Here is a 17,100-nt window from a genome sequence, read left to right as displayed (position 1 = left end):
CAATCCTACGAGTAACGCCACTGGAACCACACGCGGTTTGACATCCATCATGTTCCTCAGAACCACGATCACCTGAGCCGATCAGAACGATCCGCTGGGGTTGTTCTGGGGGGACCTCGTCAAACACCTGAGCTTCTCGTCTCCGTCTGCTCCTGCCATTATGCGCCGACCGGTCGCGCGCTCGGCACGCCACGCATCTCATCGGAGCCTTATGCTCCCCGCCGGTCAGATCGGTTCCGCCACTACGATTATTGCACTCATCGGCGCGACTGTGAATGGATAGATATAGATATAGATGTAGATATGGATGTAGACTTGGGTCTGTTTGCAGAATCGGCCTGGCTTGTGTTATCATGGCGCTCCTTTCGGCCCTGCCTGCCGGAGCAAACAATCTATTGCGCTCACAGGAGACCATCCACGATGAAGCTGCCGCCGTCCATCACGCTTGTTGCCCTGATCCTTGCCCTGGCGCTGTCAGCCGGCGCTGCGCTGCCCGCGAATGCTGGTTTTGAGCCGCCCGCGCCGGCCGGCGTTGCCGACCCTGGCGCCACCCTGCGCGCCCTTTTCCTGGCGGACCAGGAACCGGCCCAGGTCATGGCGCCGCTGGCGTTCACGCCTTGCGTCGCCGGCATGGCTGGCGTCTACCCATGCAGTAACGTGGACCTGGCCGCGTTCTTGCCCAACAGCACCATCGGCGGCGGCAGCGGCAGCAGCATCTGGGGCTGGACCGACCCGCTGACCGGCAAGGAATACGCGCTGATGGGCCGCACCAACGGCACCGCCTTTGTGGACATCAGCAATCCGGCCAGCCCGATCTACCTGGGCAACCTGCCTTCGGCCACGGGAACCTCCTCATGGCGCGAGCTGAAGGCCTTTAGGACCTACGCCTATATCATCTCGGACTCGAACGGCGCGCACGGCATGCAGGTCTTCGATCTGACGCAGCTGCGCTCGGTTGCCAGCCCGCCTGTCACCTTCAGCGCGCCGCGCTATACGCTGTTTGGCAGTGCGCACGACATTACGATCAACCCCGACACCGGCTATCTGTACGTCGTGGGCATCTCGACCGGCGGCGCGTACGCGTGCGCCGGCAGCCTGCACATGATCAACGTCAGCGATCCCGGCAATCCCACCTTCGCCGGCTGCGCGGGCAGCGCTTACACGCACGACACCACCTGTGTGGTTTACCACGGCCCCGACGCGCAGCACCGCGGCAAGGAGATTTGCATCAATTCCAACGGCAACCAGAGCACAGGCGGCCAGGTCGTGGTGATGGACGTGAGCAACAAGGCCGCGCCGGTTCAGATCTCCGCGCGCACCTATAGCGGCGCCGGCTACGTCCACCAAGGCTGGCTCACCGAGGATCACCGCTATTTCTACGAGGATGACGAGCTGGATGAGACGAATTTCGGCCACAACACCTACACCTACATTTGGGACATGGCCGACCTGGACAATCCGGTGTTGGTGCACACGCACATCGGGCCGACGACCGCGATTGATCACAACCAGTTCATCGTGGGCAACCGTTCCTACCAGGCCAATTACCGCGCCGGGCTGCGCATCCTGGACATCGCCAACCCCCTGGCGCCGTTCGAAAGCGGCTATTTTGACATCTACCCCGCCAACAACAATGCCAACTTCAACGGCGCGTGGGGCAACTACCCGTTCTTCGACAGCGGCACGGTCATCGTCAGCGGCATCGAACAAGGGTTGTTTGTCTTACAGCCTCGGCCGCTCTGCACCTGGCGCGACCTGGACTGCTCATGCCAGGTGGATGCGCTGGACATGGCGCAGGCCGCGCAGAGCTGGAACTGCGGCCTGGCCGACGCCTGCTATCGTGATCGGGTTGATCGCGACAACGATGGCGTGGTCACCGTGACCGACATAATGAAGTTCAGCGCGCAATGGGGCTGGACCTGCCCATCGTAATCGGATCAACGGCGCCGGAGAAGCGGGAGATAGGCTCTGCGTCCGGCGGGGGGAGCCGCGTCCAGCCGCAGCCTGGTGACGAAGATGTCGCCGCCGCCGTTGTACGTCGTGTCGTAGGCAAGGGGTGTGGTCGGAAAATCGGCTGATGATGTGCTGCCGGTGAGCACCACATCCCCATCGGCGGCAGCCGCCACACCGTGCGCCACGTCCACGTTGCTGCCGCCCAGGTAGGTGCTGTAAACCAGAGTGGCGCCGTCGGCGGACAGCCGCGCCAGGAAGGCGTCGCGTTCGCCGCCCAGGCTGCGCGAAACGGCCGCGGGGCTGACCGGGAAATCGGTCGAAGTCGTCGCCCCGACAATGAAGAGCGAATGATCGCCGCCTGCGTCCAGCGCCCAGGCCCAGTCGTCTCCCCTGCCCCCCAGGTAGGTCGAAAAGTGCAGGGTGCGGCCGTCCGGCGCGACCGCGGCGACGAAGGCATCCATGCCGCCCTGCGCACCCGCGGCCAGGGCGCCGGCCGTGGTGGGAAAGTCGGCCGATTGGGTCGCGCCCGCGAGGATTGGCTGATGGCTGCGCAGCGCCAAGGCGGCCGGCCGATCTGCGCCGCTGCCGCCGAGGTAGGTCGCGAATGTCAGGCGGTTGGCCGCGAGATCAAGCTGGTAGAGGAAGCCGTCGGTGCTGCCGCGATAGGTTGGGCCAAGCACGCCCGGCGTGACCGGGAAGTCGGCCGAGTTGGTCCAGCCAGCCACGTAAACCATCTCGTCCGTGACCCCATCCCCCGCATCAATCTGCAGCGCTACGGCTTCTTCCTGACCGCTGCCGCCAAGAAACGTGCTGTAGAGCAGCGCCGCGCCGCCGGCGTCCAGCTTGACCAGGAAGGTGTCGCGCTGACTGGCCAAGGCAGGCTGCACCGCGCCAGGCGTTGTGGGGAAATCAGTGGACCACGTGCCGCCGGTCACGTACGCATTACCCAGCCTGTCCACAGCGATCGCGCGGCCTACGTCCCAGTCCGCGCCGCCCAGGAAGGTGCAGTAATCCAGCCCACTGCCGTCGGCGCGGATTTTGAGTACGAAGGCGTCTGTTTCGCCGTAATAGGTGGAATGATAACCGGGAACGCTGCCGAACACGGTGCAGAAATCCTCGGAGCGGGTATAGCCGGTGACGTAGGCATTGCCCTGCGCGTCCAGGGCGACGCTGTAGCCCTCGTCTTCGGCGAAAAGCGTCAGGGCGTTGAACCAGTAGAGGTAGTTTGTGGCCGCGCCGTCTGCGTCGAAGCGCGTGGCAAACACGTCAACGCCGTGCTGCGACGAGTCGGCATGCCGGCTCGCCGGAAAGCGCGTCCCGGAGGTGTAGCCGGTGATGAGCGGGCGGCCCTGCGCGTCTACCACCAGGCTGCTGCCCTGATCTTCGGACTCGCTGCCGAGGTAGGTGCTGAAGACCCAGGGCAGGTCCGCCGGCCCGGTTGCGGCGCCCGCCGCCAGCGCGAGCCAGGCGGTCAAGACAAGAAGGGAAAGAAAGAAGTGTTTCATGTGCAGATCATGCCCCTGCTTTTACCTTACCACCAGGAGACCTTGTGATGCAAAAACTGCTTTCTCTATTCACGGTTGTCTTTGTCTTGGCGACTGCAACGGTCGTTTCTCGCCAGCCCGGTCAGCCTATCCTCACCGACCGAGTTCCCTGTCGCGACGGCTTCGCGGCTGGCTTTCCCTGCCGCGGCATTGACCTGCTGGCGCAGGTTTCGCTGGCCGAGCTGGGCGCTTCCGGTGCAGAGATCAAGGCCAACAAGCACTGGGGCTGGCGCGATCCACAAACTGGCCGCGACATCGTCCTCTTTGGCTTGACCAACGCCACCTCCTTCGTAGACATAACCGACCGTGAGCATCCGATTGTGCTCGGCCTGCTGCCCAGCCACCAGGGCGTGTCCGAGTATCGGGATATGGTCGTCAACGGCAGCTATCTGTACGTCGTGGCGGACACGCCGGCGCAGCACGGTCTGCAGGTGTTCGATCTGACGCAGCTGCGCGGCGTGCCTAATCCGCCCGTGACCTTTGCGGAGAGCGCGCACTACGCCGGCTTTGTGGCCGGCCACAGCCTGTGGATGGACCAGGCGACCGGCTACCTCTACGTGTTTCGCAGCGTCGGCGACGCGTGCCAGAACGGGGTGCATGTGGTGAATGTGCAGAATCCGCTGCAGCCCACCTTCGCCGGCTGCTTCGGCCAGACCGACACGCCCCTCTCCACCGGCGAGTGCCTGGTGTATGAAGGCCCCGATCATGACTATCACGGCCACGAAGTCTGTTTCGTCGGCAGCGACGATAATGTCAGCATCTTCGACGTTACCAACAAGAGCCAACCCCAGCAGGTGGCGAATTTCACCTATCCCGGCATTGCCCGCGCGCACCAGGGCGACCTGACAGCCGACCGGCGCTATTGGCTGCTGGGCGATATGATGGACGAGCATCACACGGGCAATAACACCCGCACGTACGCGTTCGACATCAGCGACCTGGATCATCCCGTAGTGCTGGGCCATTTCAGTCACAGCACGACGGCGATTGATCACGATTTACTGATCGTCGGCACGCGCGTCTTCGAGGCTAACTGGCGGGCCGGGTTGCGCATCCTGGATATCAGCAGCCTGCCCGGGCTTGATTTTCGCGAGATGGGCTATTTCGACACGGTGCCTGACAGCGACAGCATCGGTCACACCGGCGCGTTCGCGCCGTACGTGTGGCCCGACGGCGCGGTCACGGTCAGCGACACGGAGAGCGGCCTGTTCATCCTGCGGCCCGCGGCGAATCAACAGTATCTGCCTGTTCTGCGGGTGCGCTGACCGACCTTCATCAAGTGCCACAACTTGGAGAGCGTCCACGAGACCCTGACGCTGGACCATCCGAGCTACATCCTGGCGCTGGCAAGGAGGACCTGGTCCTGCGCCGCTACGAGCTGCCCGCGCCGCCCAGTCCGACGACGGCGATTCGTAGTTGTGGATGTTCGTGATCAGACCCGTTCAACGTGACAAAAGTGTCGCTTGTGGCACCATTTGACTTTTTCCCAAAATGGGAATAAACTACACATGAGAATTATCGCAATCAGGGCGCTCAGCCAGTTCTGGGCAAGGCATCGCGACGCAGAGGATGCTCTCAAGGCTTGGTACGCGGAAGCCACAAGTGCGCAGTGGAGAACGCCGCAGGATGTCCTCGATCGCTATCGTAGCGCCGACATTTTGCCTGGCAACCGGGTGGTGTTCAACATCAAAGGCAATCAATACCGGCTGGCCGTGAAGATACACTACAACACTGGAATCGTCTATATCCGTTTCATCGGCACCCATGCCGAGTACGACAGGATCAATGCGGAGACCATCTAATGAAACCCAAAGTCATCAAGACCGAAGCAGACTACGAGGCTGCGCTGGCCCATGTGGCGGAACTGATGGACGCCCAGCCAGGGTCGTCGGAGGAGGAGGAACTGGATCTGTTCTCCCTGCTGGTCGTGCAATACGAACAGGAGCACTTTCCTATCGCACCTCCCGATCCAGTGGAGGCGATTCTGTTTCGCATGGAGCAGGAAGGGCTGACCCGCAAGGACCTGGCCGCGTACATCGGCAGCCCGAGTAAGGTGTCGGAGGTTCTCAACCGCAAGCGTCCGCTGAGCCTGACCATGATCCGCGCGTTGCGCGCTGGCCTTGGCATCCCCACCGAAGTCCTGGTGCAGGACTCGAGGAAGCAAACGCCCCCCAGCTCACTAAGCGTCGTGACCAACTCGATGCCGCTTTGATGGGATGTACCGCGGCTGAAAGGGTGAGGCAATGAACCAGTATGCCGGCAGTGATTTCAATGATTCCCTCCCCTTCTACTGCTGACCGGCTGCGCCCGCCTGGAGGCGATCCCTGCGGATCCGCTACAGACTGCGGCCACCTGGCTAACGATCCAGCTACCAAAGATTTCAGGAGCCACGTATGCACGACTCGGTTGACAACAATACATTCACCCCTGCCGCGGCGGCACGCTGGCAGAGAATTCCCGCGCGGACGCAGGCAAGGCTGCTCGCCAATGGGTGGTGTTCCCACTGCGCCCGCGTCACCACCATCACGAATTTCCACGGCGAGGTTGTGGAGGGCGCCCTGCTGCTGACATGGCGCCTGTGCGGCGCGACGGTCAGCCGGCTGATTGAGTCGTAGCCTGAACCACAAACGTGAGCGGCTGAATACGCAGCCCTCTCTGCCGCGCTTTGCCCTCAAAAATCGGCCCATGCCTCATTCTGTGGTATAATCCGCGCCATGTCGGTTTTAGTAGCCCAGGGACTCAGTAAATCATTCGGCGCGCTCGATGTGTTCGCCGCGGTGGATTGCCGCGTGGAGCACGGCGACCGCATTGGCCTGGTCGGCCCCAACGGCGAGGGCAAGACGACGCTGCTGCGCATGCTGGCCGGACTGGAATCGCTCAGCGCCGGGCAGGTGGCGTTCAAGCGCGGGCTGCGCATTGGCTATCTGCCCCAGGACCCGCCGCCGGCCGGGTCGCTATCGCTGTGGGACGATATCCTCCAGGTTTTCGACGAACTGCGCGCCCAGCAGGCGCAGCTGGCCGCGCTGGAGAGCGCACTGGCCGCAGCACAGGACGGGGAAGAGCACGATCGGCTGCTCGCCAGCTACGGCGAGCTGCAGCTCGCGTTCGATGTTGGCGGCGGTTACACCTACGAGCTGCGCGCGCAGCAGGTGCTGACCGGCCTGGGCTTCGGCGCGGAGGAGTACACCAAGCCGCTGGCGACGCTCAGCGGCGGCCAACGCACCCGCGCCCTGCTCGCTCGCCTTCTCCTGGAACAGCCCGACTTGCTCTTGCTCGATGAGCCGACCAATCACCTCGACCTGGACGCCGTGGAATGGCTGGAGCAGACGCTGCTCGAATGGCCGGGCAGCCTGGTGATCGTGGCGCACGACCGCTATTTCCTGGATAGGGTCGTGGCATCTGGGAGATGGCCCTGGGCCGCCTGTCAGCCTACCGGGGCAACTATTCGCAGTATGTGCAGCAGCGCGCCGACCGTCTGGCCGCGCGGCGCAAGGAATGGGAAGCGCAGCAGGAATTCATTGCCGAAACCGAGGCCTATATCCGCCGCTACAAGGCTGGTCAGCGTTCCAAAGAAGCCCGCGGCCGCCTGACGCGCCTCGATCGCTTCAAACGCGATGAGTTGATCGAGCGGCCGGTCGAACTGAAGACGATCCACCTGGGGCTGACCACCGAGGTGCGCAGCGGCGACATTGTGCTGCGCACCAAGAACCTGGTTGTCGGCTACGTGGATGCGCCGTCAGCCGGTAATGGGGTGGACGGGTTGGCGGCTGAGCACGCGCCAGGGCGCCGCGATGACGGCCATCGCAGCGGGGCGGCGTTCGGCGCAACCTGGCGCCGCGAGCACCCCCTGGTCACCGTGCCCGACCTGGAAATCCGCCGCGGACAGTGCGTGGCCCTGATCGGCCCCAACGGCTCCGGCAAGACCACGCTCGTCAAGACAATCCTGGAGCAGGTCAAGCCGCTGCGCGGCTCTGCGCGTCTGGGCGCCAGCGTCATCACCGGCTACCTGGCGCAGGCCAGCGCCGGGCTGAATCCCAACCAGACGGTGCTCGATGCCATTCTGGAGGTGGAGAACCTGCCGCTGGCGCAGGCGCGCAACTTCCTGGGACGCTTCCTCTTTTCTGGCGACGATGTCTTCAAGCCGATCAGCGTGCTCAGCGGCGGTCAGCGCAGCCGCGTGGCGCTGGCCCGGCTCACGCTGCAGGGCGCCAATTTCCTGCTGCTGGACGAGCCGACAAATCATCTCGATGTGGCTTCGCAAGAGATTTTGCAGGACGTGCTCGACCGTTTTACAGGCACCGTGCTGCTGGTGTCGCACGATCGCTTCCTGGTGGATGCCCTGGCCGATGAAGTGTGGGCGCTGCGTGAAGGTGAGCTTTTTACTTACAAAGGCGGCTACCAGGGCTATTTGCGCCAGCGAGAGATCGAAAAGGCGGAGGCGGCCGGTCAACGTCGTGAAGAGACGCCGCCTGACGTGGCGCAGGACCGCGAGCGCATGAAGGACGAGCGCCGTCAACGCAAGGCCGCCGCCGCCCGCGCTGCGCAGACGGCTGACTTGGAGGCGCGCATTCACGCGCGCGAGGCGGATTTGGCGGAGGTCGAACGCGGCCTGGCCGAGGCCAGCCGCGCGTCGGATGTGCAGCGCATCGCCGATCTGGCGGCTGAACATCAGGCTGTGCAGGCCGACATCGAGGCGCTGATGGCCGCGTGGGCGGAACTGGTATGAGCCGATGACAAGAAAAGTGATTGGTTTGACAGGCAACATCGGCACGGGCAAGAGCACGGTGCTGGCGATGCTGCGCGCCCTGGGCGCAGATGTGATTGATGCCGACCAGGTGGCGCACGAGGTCATGCGGCCTGGCGCCGCGGCCTACCAGGGCATTGTGGATGCCTTTGGCCCTGACATCCTGGCGCCCGACGGGGCCGTTGATCGGGTCAATCTGGGGGCGCGCGTCTTTCGGGACGCGGCCGCGCTGCAGCGCCTGGAGGCGATCGTCCATCCGGCGGTTTTCGTCTCTATCCAGGCGCAGCTGGCTGCCAGTCAAGCGCCCGTCGTGGTCATCGAGGCGATCAAACTGCTGGAAGCCGGTCTGAGCGTCACGCTGTGCGACACGGTATGGGTGGTGACGGCCGCGCATGAGCAGCAGGTGGAGCGCCTCATGCGCACGCGCGGTCTCAGCCGGCCGGAGGCTGAGATGCGCATCAAGGCTCAGCCGCCGCAGGTGGACAAGATCAAGCGCGCCGATCGGGTGATTGACAACCACGGGACGTTGGCAGAAACCGCCGCGCAGGTTGAGGCAGCGTGGCAGGCGTTGACAGAAGATGGCGGGTAATGGATAGAGTTGGCGTGCGCAGCCAACAACATGCAGCGAAAGCATTTTCAAAAGAGATGGTCTCATGAATCGTATCCGTACTTTCTATGAACAGCATCCGCACCTGGCGATGTGGATTGCGTTGGCGATTGGGATGGTCATCATCCTGATCTGGTCGGCCTGGAGCGTCGGTTTCACAGTCCTGCAATGGCTGGCCTTGATGGTGATTACCATCCTGCTCGCCGGCGCGTGTGTGTGGATCATCAGTTGGGAAGATGGGCCGGACGACGAGGAAGAACCCGCGTCGCCGCCAGAAACCGGCAAACTGCCGTAAGAAGAGGATGTGCTGCTCATGCGTTCATCGCTTCTGCACAATCGTAAATTTCTGACTGGCTTCATTGTGGTTAGCGCGGTGGTGTTGATTGCTGCCGGCGCTGGCCTGTGGACCGTCGCGCGGCCGCTGCTGGCGCCGTCCACGCCCACCAAACCGGCGTTCGACTCGCCTGGCCCCGGGCTGTTGACCCCCATCCCTTCGTTGGCAGATTTAGCTGCGCGCTACCCGCAGATCGGCCGCCTGCTGCAGGACGAGTCGCTCGGCTCCGTTTACAAGGAGTTTGTGCTGGCGTATGAAACCGGCGGCGTGGACGCCGCGCGCGCCCTGGCCGAACAGCGCGCGCTGCTGAATAAGAAGGACCAGGTGCGCATCACCCTGGTGATTGACGCCGCAGCCAATACGCCCGCCGTCGCCGCTGAACTGCAAGCGATGGGGATTGTCATCGAAGGCGCGTACCAGGACCTGATTGACATTGCCGTGCCGATGACCCTGATTGAGCAGTTTGCCCAGACCACGGATGCCGGCCAGCTTTTCGAACGGTTGACTCAGCTTGACCACATTCTCAAGCTGCGCCTGCCGCTGCCCACGCAGGTCAACCACGGCGACCTGCGCACACGGCCGGAGGCAGCCGCCAGACCGGCGCTGGATATGGAGGGTGTGCAGGCCACGGGCGCGGCAGCCTGGCACCGCGCCGGCTTCACCGGCAAAGGGGTCAAGATTGGCGTGCTTGACCTCGGTTTCGACGGCTACAAGGCGCTCTTGGGAAAAGAGCTGCCGGCGCAGGTGACCGCCCGTTCGTTTGTGCCGGATGAAGAACCAGATGCGACGGGTGAAGTCCATGGCGCGGCATGCGCCGAGATTATCCATGCCATGGCGCCCGATGCCGAGCTTTTCCTGGCCTATTACAGCGGCACCGAAACTGGCCTGGGTCGCGCCGTGGATTGGCTGTTGGCGCAGGGCGTTGACATCATCTCCCATTCGGCCGGCGGTTCGGTCGGGCCAATGGATGGCAGCAGCCGCCAGGCCAAAATCGTGGACGATGCGGCCGCCCGGGGCGTGCTGTGGGTCAACGCCAGCGGCAATGAGGGCGCCGAGCACTACCGGGGCATTTTTCAAGACAGCGATGGCAATGGCCTGCACGAGTTTCCCGATGGCACCAACGCCATGGCCTATCGTCCGCCTTCACAGGGCGAAGTCACGATCATTTTGAACTGGAGCGACTGGGAGAATAAGGACCAGGATTTCGATCTCTTTCTGGTAGATGCAGACGACAAAGTGGTCGCCTCATCCGAAGATGCGCAGACCGGCCAGGCCGGCGACATGCCCGTGGAGGGTTTTCGCCTCAAACACCTGGACCCCGCCACGTACTTCATCCTCATCAAGGCGGCCGGCGCCACGCATCCCGTGACCTTTGACTTGTTTGCACTCAATGGGCTGATCGAATTTCCGTCCTCGGCCTACAGTCTGAGCACGCCAGGCGATGCGCTCGGCGCTTTGACCGTGGGCGCTATGCGTTGGGACACCCAGGAGTTGGAGGATTTCAGCTCGCAAGGCCCGACCAACGATGGGCGGCTGAAACCGGAGATCGTCGCACCCGATCGGGTGACAACGCAGAGTTACGCGCCAGACTCATTCCCTGGCACTTCGGCGGCTGCACCGCACGTGGCCGGCGCGGCGGCGCTGGTGATGAGCGCGTTTCCTGGCATGTCGGCCGACGAGGTGCGCACGTATCTGACCACGCACGCACTGGACATGGCGGCAGCCGGGCCAGACCCGGCGACCGGCTTCGGCCGCCTGGCCTTGCCGGCCGACGCCGCGGCGCCGGCGACGCCCACGCAAGCGACGGCTGATGCGACCAGGCCGCCCACGGCCATCGCGCGCGTCACGGCCACGGCCGTGGCCGTTGCGCCGCCGCCGGTCGAACCGCCCGCGCCGCGCGCCAGGCGCACATCGTCCGCCGTGATCGTGGTGCTTGGCGCGGCCGCCTGTCTGGGCCTGGCAGGCCTCATCGGCAGCATCGTGTTCCTCGTCCTCCTGCTGCGCCGCCCACCCACAGCCGCGCGCCCGGCGCCGGCTCGACCGCGACCCGCGTCGCTGCCGCCTGCCACGGTGCAAGCTTATCTGGTTGACTCCACCGGCGCACGGCTGGCGCTGCGTCCAGGCGATAATCCCGTCGGACGCAATCCGGATAACGCGATTGTCCTGGCAAATGACAGCCAGGTAAGCCGTCATCACGCGCTCATCACATGGGATGGACGCCGCCTTACCATCACCGACCTGGGCAGCAGCAACGGCACATTGGTCAACAGCCAGCGCCTGACGCCCCACGTCCCCCAGCCCTTGACGCATGGCAGCCGCGTGCGCTTCGGGCCGCAGTCGGAGTTTGTGGTGTCGGTGAGTGGATGAGGTCGGGGAAAAGTGCAGAGCGTGATGGAGATCGGAGACCAGAGATCGGAGACCAGAGATCGGAGACCAGAGACCGGAGATTGGAGACCGGAGATTGGAGACCGGAGATTAGGGAGTGAGGTTTTGAGCGAGGCGTTGAAAGAGCTGCCAGGTGGCGGCGATTTCGGTCAGCGGGGCGTCGAACTCGATGGTGGTGAAATGGCCGGGCGGCCGCACGCGCATCAGGTCGAGCGGAAGCAGCCCGTCCCAGGAATAGGCTAACTGCGGAAATGCCCCGCGCCCCACGGTGCGGATGGCCGTGACCCCGCGTTGGCCGCAGGCGTCAGCAAAGCGCAGGAAACGGGGCGTCAACCCGGCTCCCACTTGCCCAACGGCGACGCTTAGAGATTGCAAATTGGCGGACGGCAGCAGAGCCAGGTAGCGATCGGGAATCTCCATCAGGTCGGCGACCGGGCGCACGATGATCACGCGGCCCTGGCAGTCATTGACCTGGTTCACCCACTGTATGGCGGCCTGCCGCCGATCCACCGGTAAGGGGCGCGCGTCAACCACGACCAGAAATTCATCATCGTAGCTTGAAAACACCTGCACCTGCCCCGCTGCTTCCAGCGCCTTGTAGCGGTCGAAACGATCGTGCAGCGGCTGACGCGGCCAGGCCCCACGCGGTAGAAACGCGGCCAGGCCCCGGCACTGGCCCGCCAGGCGCTCGGCATACGCGGCGGGCGTCAGCGTATCATCTCCTCCCGTTTCCACGAAATGGACACGCGCAGAAAGGCAGCCATTCTGATCCCAAAAAACAGAGTCCAGGGCCGCCAGCCGCGTGACGACATCCATGAGAAGGCTGTCTGGCGCGCCCGGCAGCGTGGCCTGCAGCGTCAAGACGTCGCGTCCGATCGCCGCAAAGCTGACCTTGTGCCCGTGCGCGTGCAGACGCGGCGGCCGCGTCGGCGCGGCGTGCTGCGCCGCGCGGCTGATCTCGGCAATCGTCTGATCGCCAGCCGCGGCGATGACCAGGTCGGCCTGGGCAAGAATCAGCGCCTGGGTGCGCTCATCCTCGTAGTCCCAGATCAACACCGCGACATTGGCGACCAGGTCAGCATCCACAGCCTCCAGTGCACGCAGAATCATAGGCCCAAACAGCGGTTCCTGGCGCGAGTTTTTGATCACGATAGCCGGCGGAGCCGCGCCTGCGGCCAGCGTGGTGGCCTGCGCCAGGAACGTGATCAGAAGCGCAGTGCCGGGGACATTGCCCGCGCCGTAGCCAACGACCAGTTCGGGCGCCGTGATCTCTCCAAAGAGCGGGCTGTCCTGGCGGCGGCGCATAAACCGCGATAAGTTCCAGCCAGGCGTCGCCGTCGGGTAGAACCGCAGCCGCCCTGGCAGACCGGGCATGGGTTGCCAGGCTTCAGCGGCGTGCCAGGACGGCAAACTGGCATACGCAGCGGGCAGTTGCGCCAGCGCCATCATATCCAGCGCGGTCAGCGTCATCCGAATCATGGCTTCCGAATAGCCGGTGTAGGCTGGAAGGCCGGCCAGAATCTCACGCCGCAGGGGGTCAGCCGGGTCGGCCAGGCGACCGCCAGCCACGTGCAAGGCCGCCTGCAAGCGCGTCCAATACGCGGCTCCGCGCGGCACGCGCAGCCGCTGGCGCCGCAGGGCCGCCAGGAGGATCGGCCACTGCGAAGGCTGCAGGGTCAGATAGCGGGCGTGCACCGCGCGCGGGTCATCAGCCGCGGCCGGTTGACCAGCCAGGTAGGAGAGGGTCTCAAATGTCGCGTTGGGGCTGGTCAATTCCTGGCGGAGGGCGGCAGGCAGCCAAAAACCGTCCATAGAACCCCCTACAGTTGGGCGGCGCAGCCGGCTTCGTCAAGCAGGTCCACGCGCTGAATGGAGCCTTGAGCCAGATAAGCGCCCTGCTCACCGCATGCGCAAGGTGCGTCGCCGCGCAGCAGGCGCACACGGTCGGCGGTCTTGAAGAAGGCCGGGAAGAGCTCGCCGCCGCCAAAAGGGTCGAAGAAAGCCAGCAGCCCCACGCTGTCAGCGTCCGCCTGCAGCGTATCATTCGCGTCCACGGTGAACGCCTGAATCCAGGGTGGGAGATGATAGTTCCCCTGCCGGCACTGCATGGCGGCCCAGTTACCTTCGGCCATCCCATACGTGTCGCGCACCATGACCGGCTCGCCGTCGGTTGAGATCATCGCCTGCGCGACGGTCGTCCGGATTTCGTCCGGCGTGTGGGGATAGCGTTCTTTCATGCCGCCCCCAGAACCGACCAGGCTGCCGGCGGCCAGGCGCAGCGGCGGGCCGCGGCGCAGAATTTCCTGCGCAACCGCATGCAAGTGCGTCCAGCCGGCGAACAGCAGCACCTTCTCCCCGGCGGCCGACGCGGCCTGCAGCAGATGCACCGTATTCTGCACCGCCCTGGGCGTCACCACGGCGTCGCCCATCCAGTGCATGAACGGGCGCCACAACCGGCGCTCGACCGCGCCGCGCCAGCCGCTGCGGAATGTGCGGCCGGCGCGAATGCGCACCTGGTCTGGCTGCGCAGCAAACGGAATGGTGAAATGCACTCGCTCTGGCGCCAGGCCAATGCCCTGCACGCTGAATTGGGCCATGCGCGCCATCGCGATGCGAGTTTGACGCGGCATGATGAAGATGGCGCGATGATCGGCCTGCATACCGAAGTAGCGCTGAAAGGAGAGGTAGAAGCTTTCTGTCGTGCGCGCCAGGGACTGTTGGTTGCGCACCATGATCGTGGCGCGGCCGGACGTTCCGCTCGAAGTCAGGATTTCGAGCCCCAGGTCGGCAAAGATCTGCTCGACCGCGCGCAGGAGCGCCTCCAGCGAACCATAGCGCGGGCGAAAGCGGCTGAAGCGCGCGGCGGGCAGTTCGATGGAGAGCTGTCCCCCCAGCCACTCCACGAATGCGAGAGGGCGATCGTGGGGAAAAGGTGTGCCCAATAGATCAATGTAGGACTTGAAGGTCTGTGCGGTGGGGCGCAGGACGCGCGCCAGGTCGTTGGGAGAGAGCGACGGCCCAAGGCCGCGGGCTGCGACCGTCTGCCGGTAGGCGCGGTTGCGCGCAAAATGCCAGGCGTGCGTTTCCGTGATGCCGTCGAGCAAGATGGCTTCACGGTGCGCTGGCGTCAGGCTCCAAAAGCTGGCGAGCGGGAGTTGTTGGTTCACCGCTCAATCCTCACCGCCGCCATGGGGTTGAGTCTGCCCAGTGGACGTGTCATGTTCACTTGACCGGCTCAACGCAGCGGAAGCCGAAGATGGCATAGACATCGGTTGGGCCATACGCGCTGCGGAAGGTCGTGCGTATGACTTTGGCCGTCGTCCACCAGGAACCGCTGCGGCTCACACGCGCCTGGCCCGTGGCCGGGCCTTGCGGGTCAACCTCTGGAGCCTTGGCATAGTAGCCTTTCTCGTACCAATCAGACACCCACTCCTGCACATTGCCAGCCATGTCGAGCGCATCGTAGGGGCTGGCGCCTGCTGGATAGTGCCCGACCGGCGCCGTGAACTCGAAGCCGTCATCCACGCCGCGGTCCGCGCCATAGATGTCCAGGTTGGCGTCAGCGAAGTTAGCCAGATCGCCGGCTACCGGATCGTTGCCCCACGGGTACAGCAAACCATCCGTGCCACGCGCAGCCTTTTCCCATTCGGCCTCGGTTGGCAGGCGCCGGCCAGCCCAACGGCAGTAGGCCACAGCGTCATTCCAACTGATATGCGTCACCGGGTAGTCGTCCTGACCCTCGATGGTGCTGTCTGGCCCAAACGGGTGCTGCCAGTTGGCGCCTTTCACCAGGTTCCATTTCGTGGCGATGTCGTAGACGCGTGATTGACCGTTTTTCTCAGCCGTTGTCTGGAACTTGGTCGCGGTCGCAAATTTCTTGAACATGCCGTTGGTGACTTCGGTGCGATCCACCCAAAATGCAGACAGCGTCAGGACGCTCTGCGGCTTTTCGTTATCATCCGCCACGAGGTCGGTGCCGGTGGAGCCGCGCAGGAAAGGCCCGGCCGGCACGTACATCTGCATCATGCCATCCACCGGGCTGATGCGCGCCGAGCCTGGACCAAGTTCGGGCTTGAGCGTTTCGGTGATGACCGGCGCAGTGTCCACAAGGCCGGTGGTGGTAATCACCGACGAGTAGGCGATCCAGGCCGGGGTGCGGTTGTACATGAACTGCCACCATGCCCCGTTCTCCGTGCGCCCGGTGATCTCGACCTTGTCGCCTTTTTGCAGGCGCGCCAGGATCGGATAGGCCATGTCCGGTCCACTGCGTACGTTGACCGCCGCGCCCAGGACGCGCACTTCCGGCGCAGGCGTGGGCGTCGGCGAGGGCAAAGACGTGGCCGTCGGCGTGGGCGTATCGCTGCCCGGCAGCACGATCGGCGCAGCCGTGGTGGCCGCCGCAGCCGTAAGGCCAGCTTGCGGCGTACTGCCTTGCGCCACCGTGGTGGCCGTGGGCTGTGCGCGCCCACCGGAACCGCTGAGCGCGATGCCGAGGCCGGCAATCACCAGGACGAGCACGGCGGCCAGCCCGGCGACCAGCGGCATGGGGAAAGGCCGGTTGGCTGGCGCGGCCGGTCGGCCGGCTGGCTGGCGCGGCGGCGCTGATGTGCGCGGCGGAGACGCCACCGCATCTGCCACGATCGTCTTTTCAGGCGAGGACGCAGCGGCCTGCGCGCTCAATCCGGGCGGCATTTTGCCCTGGCTGGCGATGACAAAATCGCGCGCCAATTCACCCGCGCGTTGATAACGATCGGCCGGGTTCTTGGACAACACCTTGCTCACCACCGCCTCGACGGGCTGCGGCAAGTCGGCCTTGACCTGGCAAATCGGCGGCGGGGCTTCATTGACGTGGGCATAGATCGTGGCCACGGGGGTGGTGCGCGAAAATGGCACGCGACCCGTCAATAGCTTGTAGATCACCACGCCGAGCGAGTAAAGGTCGGTGCGACGGTCAATGTCGCCATCTTGCGCCTGTTCGGGCGCCATGTACTCCGGCGTTCCCATCACCGTGCCCGTGCGCGTCAGCCCCGTGCCGGCCCCGGCCCGCACCAGGCCAAAATCCATCAAAGTCGCCTGCCCGCTGGGACTGAGCATGATGTTGGCGGGTTTGATATCGCGGTGCACGATGCCCAGGTCATGCGCGTAATCGAGCGCCTGTGCGATTTGCTGCACCACATCCGCAGCCTGCGCCAGCGGCATCGGGCCATTCTTGCGCACCCAGTGCTCCAGCGTAGCGCCTTCCAGGTACTGCATGATCAGGAAATGCAGGTCGTCCACCTCGCCGACATCGTAAATCGTGATGATGTGCGGGTGGTGCAAATTGGCAGACATGATCGCTTCTTGCTGGAAGCGTTTGACAAAGTCGTCATCGGCCGCCAACTGCTGCGTCAATATCTTGATCGCCACGGTTCGCCGCAGGTCAGGATCGTAGGCGCGGTAGACCACACCCATGCCGCCGCGGCCCAGTTCGCTCTGGATCTGATATTTGCCGATCTTTTTCCCAATCAATGGGTCTGCCATCTATCTCTCCTCC

General features: G+C 64.4%; 13 protein-coding genes and 1 pseudogene. 10 read left to right on the top strand and 4 right to left on the bottom strand.

All coding sequences use genetic code 11. The features are described from left to right. Positions 1-420 precede the first annotated feature (420 nt). Positions 421-1,932, top strand: a complete 1,512-nt coding sequence (locus ACPQ6D_RS09050) for a choice-of-anchor B family protein (protein ID WP_423223990.1) — start codon at positions 421-423, stop codon at positions 1,930-1,932. Between the two features lie 5 nt (positions 1,933-1,937). Here ACPQ6D_RS09050 and ACPQ6D_RS09045 read toward each other — a convergent pair whose 3' ends face one another. Continuing rightward, complete coding sequence (locus ACPQ6D_RS09045) at positions 1,938-3,458, bottom strand: SBBP repeat-containing protein (protein WP_423223989.1); 1,521 nt, start codon at positions 3,456-3,458, stop codon at positions 1,938-1,940. 47 nt (positions 3,459-3,505) lie between these two features. Here ACPQ6D_RS09045 and ACPQ6D_RS09040 point away from each other — a divergent pair, with 47 nt between their 5' ends. The 9 genes and pseudogenes from ACPQ6D_RS09040 to ACPQ6D_RS09000 all read left to right on the top strand — a co-directional run bounded on the left by ACPQ6D_RS09040 (position 3,506) and on the right by ACPQ6D_RS09000 (position 11,549). Then, the gene (locus tag ACPQ6D_RS09040; protein WP_423223988.1) at positions 3,506-4,762 is read left to right on the top strand and encodes a choice-of-anchor B family protein; all 1,257 of its coding nucleotides are present in this window, start codon (positions 3,506-3,508) and stop codon (positions 4,760-4,762) included. Between the two features lie 243 nt (positions 4,763-5,005). After that, positions 5,006-5,299, top strand: coding sequence for a type II toxin-antitoxin system HigB family toxin (locus ACPQ6D_RS09035; protein ID WP_423223987.1), 294 nt, complete (start codon positions 5,006-5,008; stop codon positions 5,297-5,299). Continuing rightward, positions 5,299-5,709: a helix-turn-helix domain-containing protein gene (locus ACPQ6D_RS09030; protein ID WP_423223986.1), complete on the top strand. Its 411-nt coding sequence runs from the start codon at positions 5,299-5,301 to the stop codon at positions 5,707-5,709. Before ACPQ6D_RS09035 ends, ACPQ6D_RS09030 begins: the two co-directional genes overlap by 1 nt. Before the next feature lie 181 nt (positions 5,710-5,890). After that, positions 5,891-6,112: a hypothetical protein gene (locus ACPQ6D_RS09025; RefSeq protein ID WP_423223985.1), complete on the top strand. Its 222-nt coding sequence runs from the start codon at positions 5,891-5,893 to the stop codon at positions 6,110-6,112. A gap of 99 nt (positions 6,113-6,211) precedes the next feature. After that, positions 6,212-6,775 (top strand): annotated as a pseudogene (locus tag ACPQ6D_RS09020) (ATP-binding cassette domain-containing protein); the annotation flags it as partial. Positions 6,776-6,903: 128 nt separating this feature from the next. After that, positions 6,904-8,223 (top strand): ABC-F family ATP-binding cassette domain-containing protein, encoded by a 1,320-nt coding sequence (locus ACPQ6D_RS09015; protein WP_423223984.1) that lies wholly within the window; start codon positions 6,904-6,906, stop codon positions 8,221-8,223. A gap of 4 nt (positions 8,224-8,227) precedes the next feature. Then, complete coding sequence (gene coaE / locus ACPQ6D_RS09010; RefSeq protein ID WP_423223983.1) at positions 8,228-8,830, top strand: dephospho-CoA kinase; 603 nt, start codon at positions 8,228-8,230, stop codon at positions 8,828-8,830. 64 nt (positions 8,831-8,894) lie between these two features. Continuing rightward, positions 8,895-9,143: a hypothetical protein gene (locus ACPQ6D_RS09005; RefSeq protein WP_423223982.1), complete on the top strand. Its 249-nt coding sequence runs from the start codon at positions 8,895-8,897 to the stop codon at positions 9,141-9,143. An 18-nt stretch (positions 9,144-9,161) separates the two neighbouring features. Beyond that, positions 9,162-11,549 (top strand): S8 family serine peptidase, encoded by a 2,388-nt coding sequence (locus ACPQ6D_RS09000; RefSeq protein ID WP_423223981.1) that lies wholly within the window; start codon positions 9,162-9,164, stop codon positions 11,547-11,549. Between the two features lie 108 nt (positions 11,550-11,657). On the opposite strand, the gene ACPQ6D_RS08995 is transcribed toward ACPQ6D_RS09000, so the two are convergent. Genes ACPQ6D_RS08995 through ACPQ6D_RS08985 form a run of 3 tightly spaced genes read right to left on the bottom strand, consistent with a single transcriptional unit; the run spans position 11,658 to position 17,087 of the window. Further along, positions 11,658-13,379, bottom strand: a complete 1,722-nt coding sequence (locus ACPQ6D_RS08995) for an acyl-CoA reductase (protein ID WP_423223980.1) — start codon at positions 13,377-13,379, stop codon at positions 11,658-11,660. Positions 13,380-13,387: 8 nt separating this feature from the next. After that, positions 13,388-14,734, bottom strand: coding sequence for a hypothetical protein (locus ACPQ6D_RS08990; protein WP_423223979.1), 1,347 nt, complete (start codon positions 14,732-14,734; stop codon positions 13,388-13,390). 55 nt (positions 14,735-14,789) lie between these two features. Continuing rightward, positions 14,790-17,087, bottom strand: a complete 2,298-nt coding sequence (locus tag ACPQ6D_RS08985) for an SUMF1/EgtB/PvdO family nonheme iron enzyme (protein WP_423223978.1) — start codon at positions 17,085-17,087, stop codon at positions 14,790-14,792. Positions 17,088-17,100: the final 13 nt, after the last annotated feature.

The sequence above is a fragment of the Candidatus Amarolinea aalborgensis genome, assembly GCF_900491745.1.
Taxonomy (GTDB): Bacteria; Chloroflexota; Anaerolineae; order SSC4; family Amarolineaceae; genus Amarolinea; species Amarolinea aalborgensis.
Note: the sequence above shows the minus strand (reverse complement) of the source record. Positions and strands in the feature narration are given on the sequence as shown.

Bases quoted from the DNA above. Each gene is read 5' to 3' on its own strand.
- ACPQ6D_RS09050 (WP_423223990.1), top strand. From the start codon at position 421: ATGAAGCTGCCGCCGTCCATCACGCTTGTTGCCCTGATCCTTGCCCTG.
- ACPQ6D_RS09045 (WP_423223989.1), bottom strand. From the start codon at position 3,458: ATGAAACACTTCTTTCTTTCCCTTCTTGTCTTGACCGCCTGGCTCGCG.
- ACPQ6D_RS09040 (WP_423223988.1), top strand. From the start codon at position 3,506: ATGCAAAAACTGCTTTCTCTATTCACGGTTGTCTTTGTCTTGGCGACT.
- ACPQ6D_RS09035 (WP_423223987.1), top strand. From the start codon at position 5,006: ATGAGAATTATCGCAATCAGGGCGCTCAGCCAGTTCTGGGCAAGGCAT.
- ACPQ6D_RS09030 (WP_423223986.1), top strand. From the start codon at position 5,299: ATGAAACCCAAAGTCATCAAGACCGAAGCAGACTACGAGGCTGCGCTG.
- ACPQ6D_RS09025 (WP_423223985.1), top strand. From the start codon at position 5,891: ATGCACGACTCGGTTGACAACAATACATTCACCCCTGCCGCGGCGGCA.
- ACPQ6D_RS09015 (WP_423223984.1), top strand. From the start codon at position 6,904: ATGGCCCTGGGCCGCCTGTCAGCCTACCGGGGCAACTATTCGCAGTAT.
- coaE (WP_423223983.1), top strand. From the start codon at position 8,228: ATGACAAGAAAAGTGATTGGTTTGACAGGCAACATCGGCACGGGCAAG.
- ACPQ6D_RS09005 (WP_423223982.1), top strand. From the start codon at position 8,895: ATGAATCGTATCCGTACTTTCTATGAACAGCATCCGCACCTGGCGATG.
- ACPQ6D_RS09000 (WP_423223981.1), top strand. From the start codon at position 9,162: ATGCGTTCATCGCTTCTGCACAATCGTAAATTTCTGACTGGCTTCATT.
- ACPQ6D_RS08995 (WP_423223980.1), bottom strand. From the start codon at position 13,379: ATGGACGGTTTTTGGCTGCCTGCCGCCCTCCGCCAGGAATTGACCAGC.
- ACPQ6D_RS08985 (WP_423223978.1), bottom strand. From the start codon at position 17,087: ATGGCAGACCCATTGATTGGGAAAAAGATCGGCAAATATCAGATCCAG.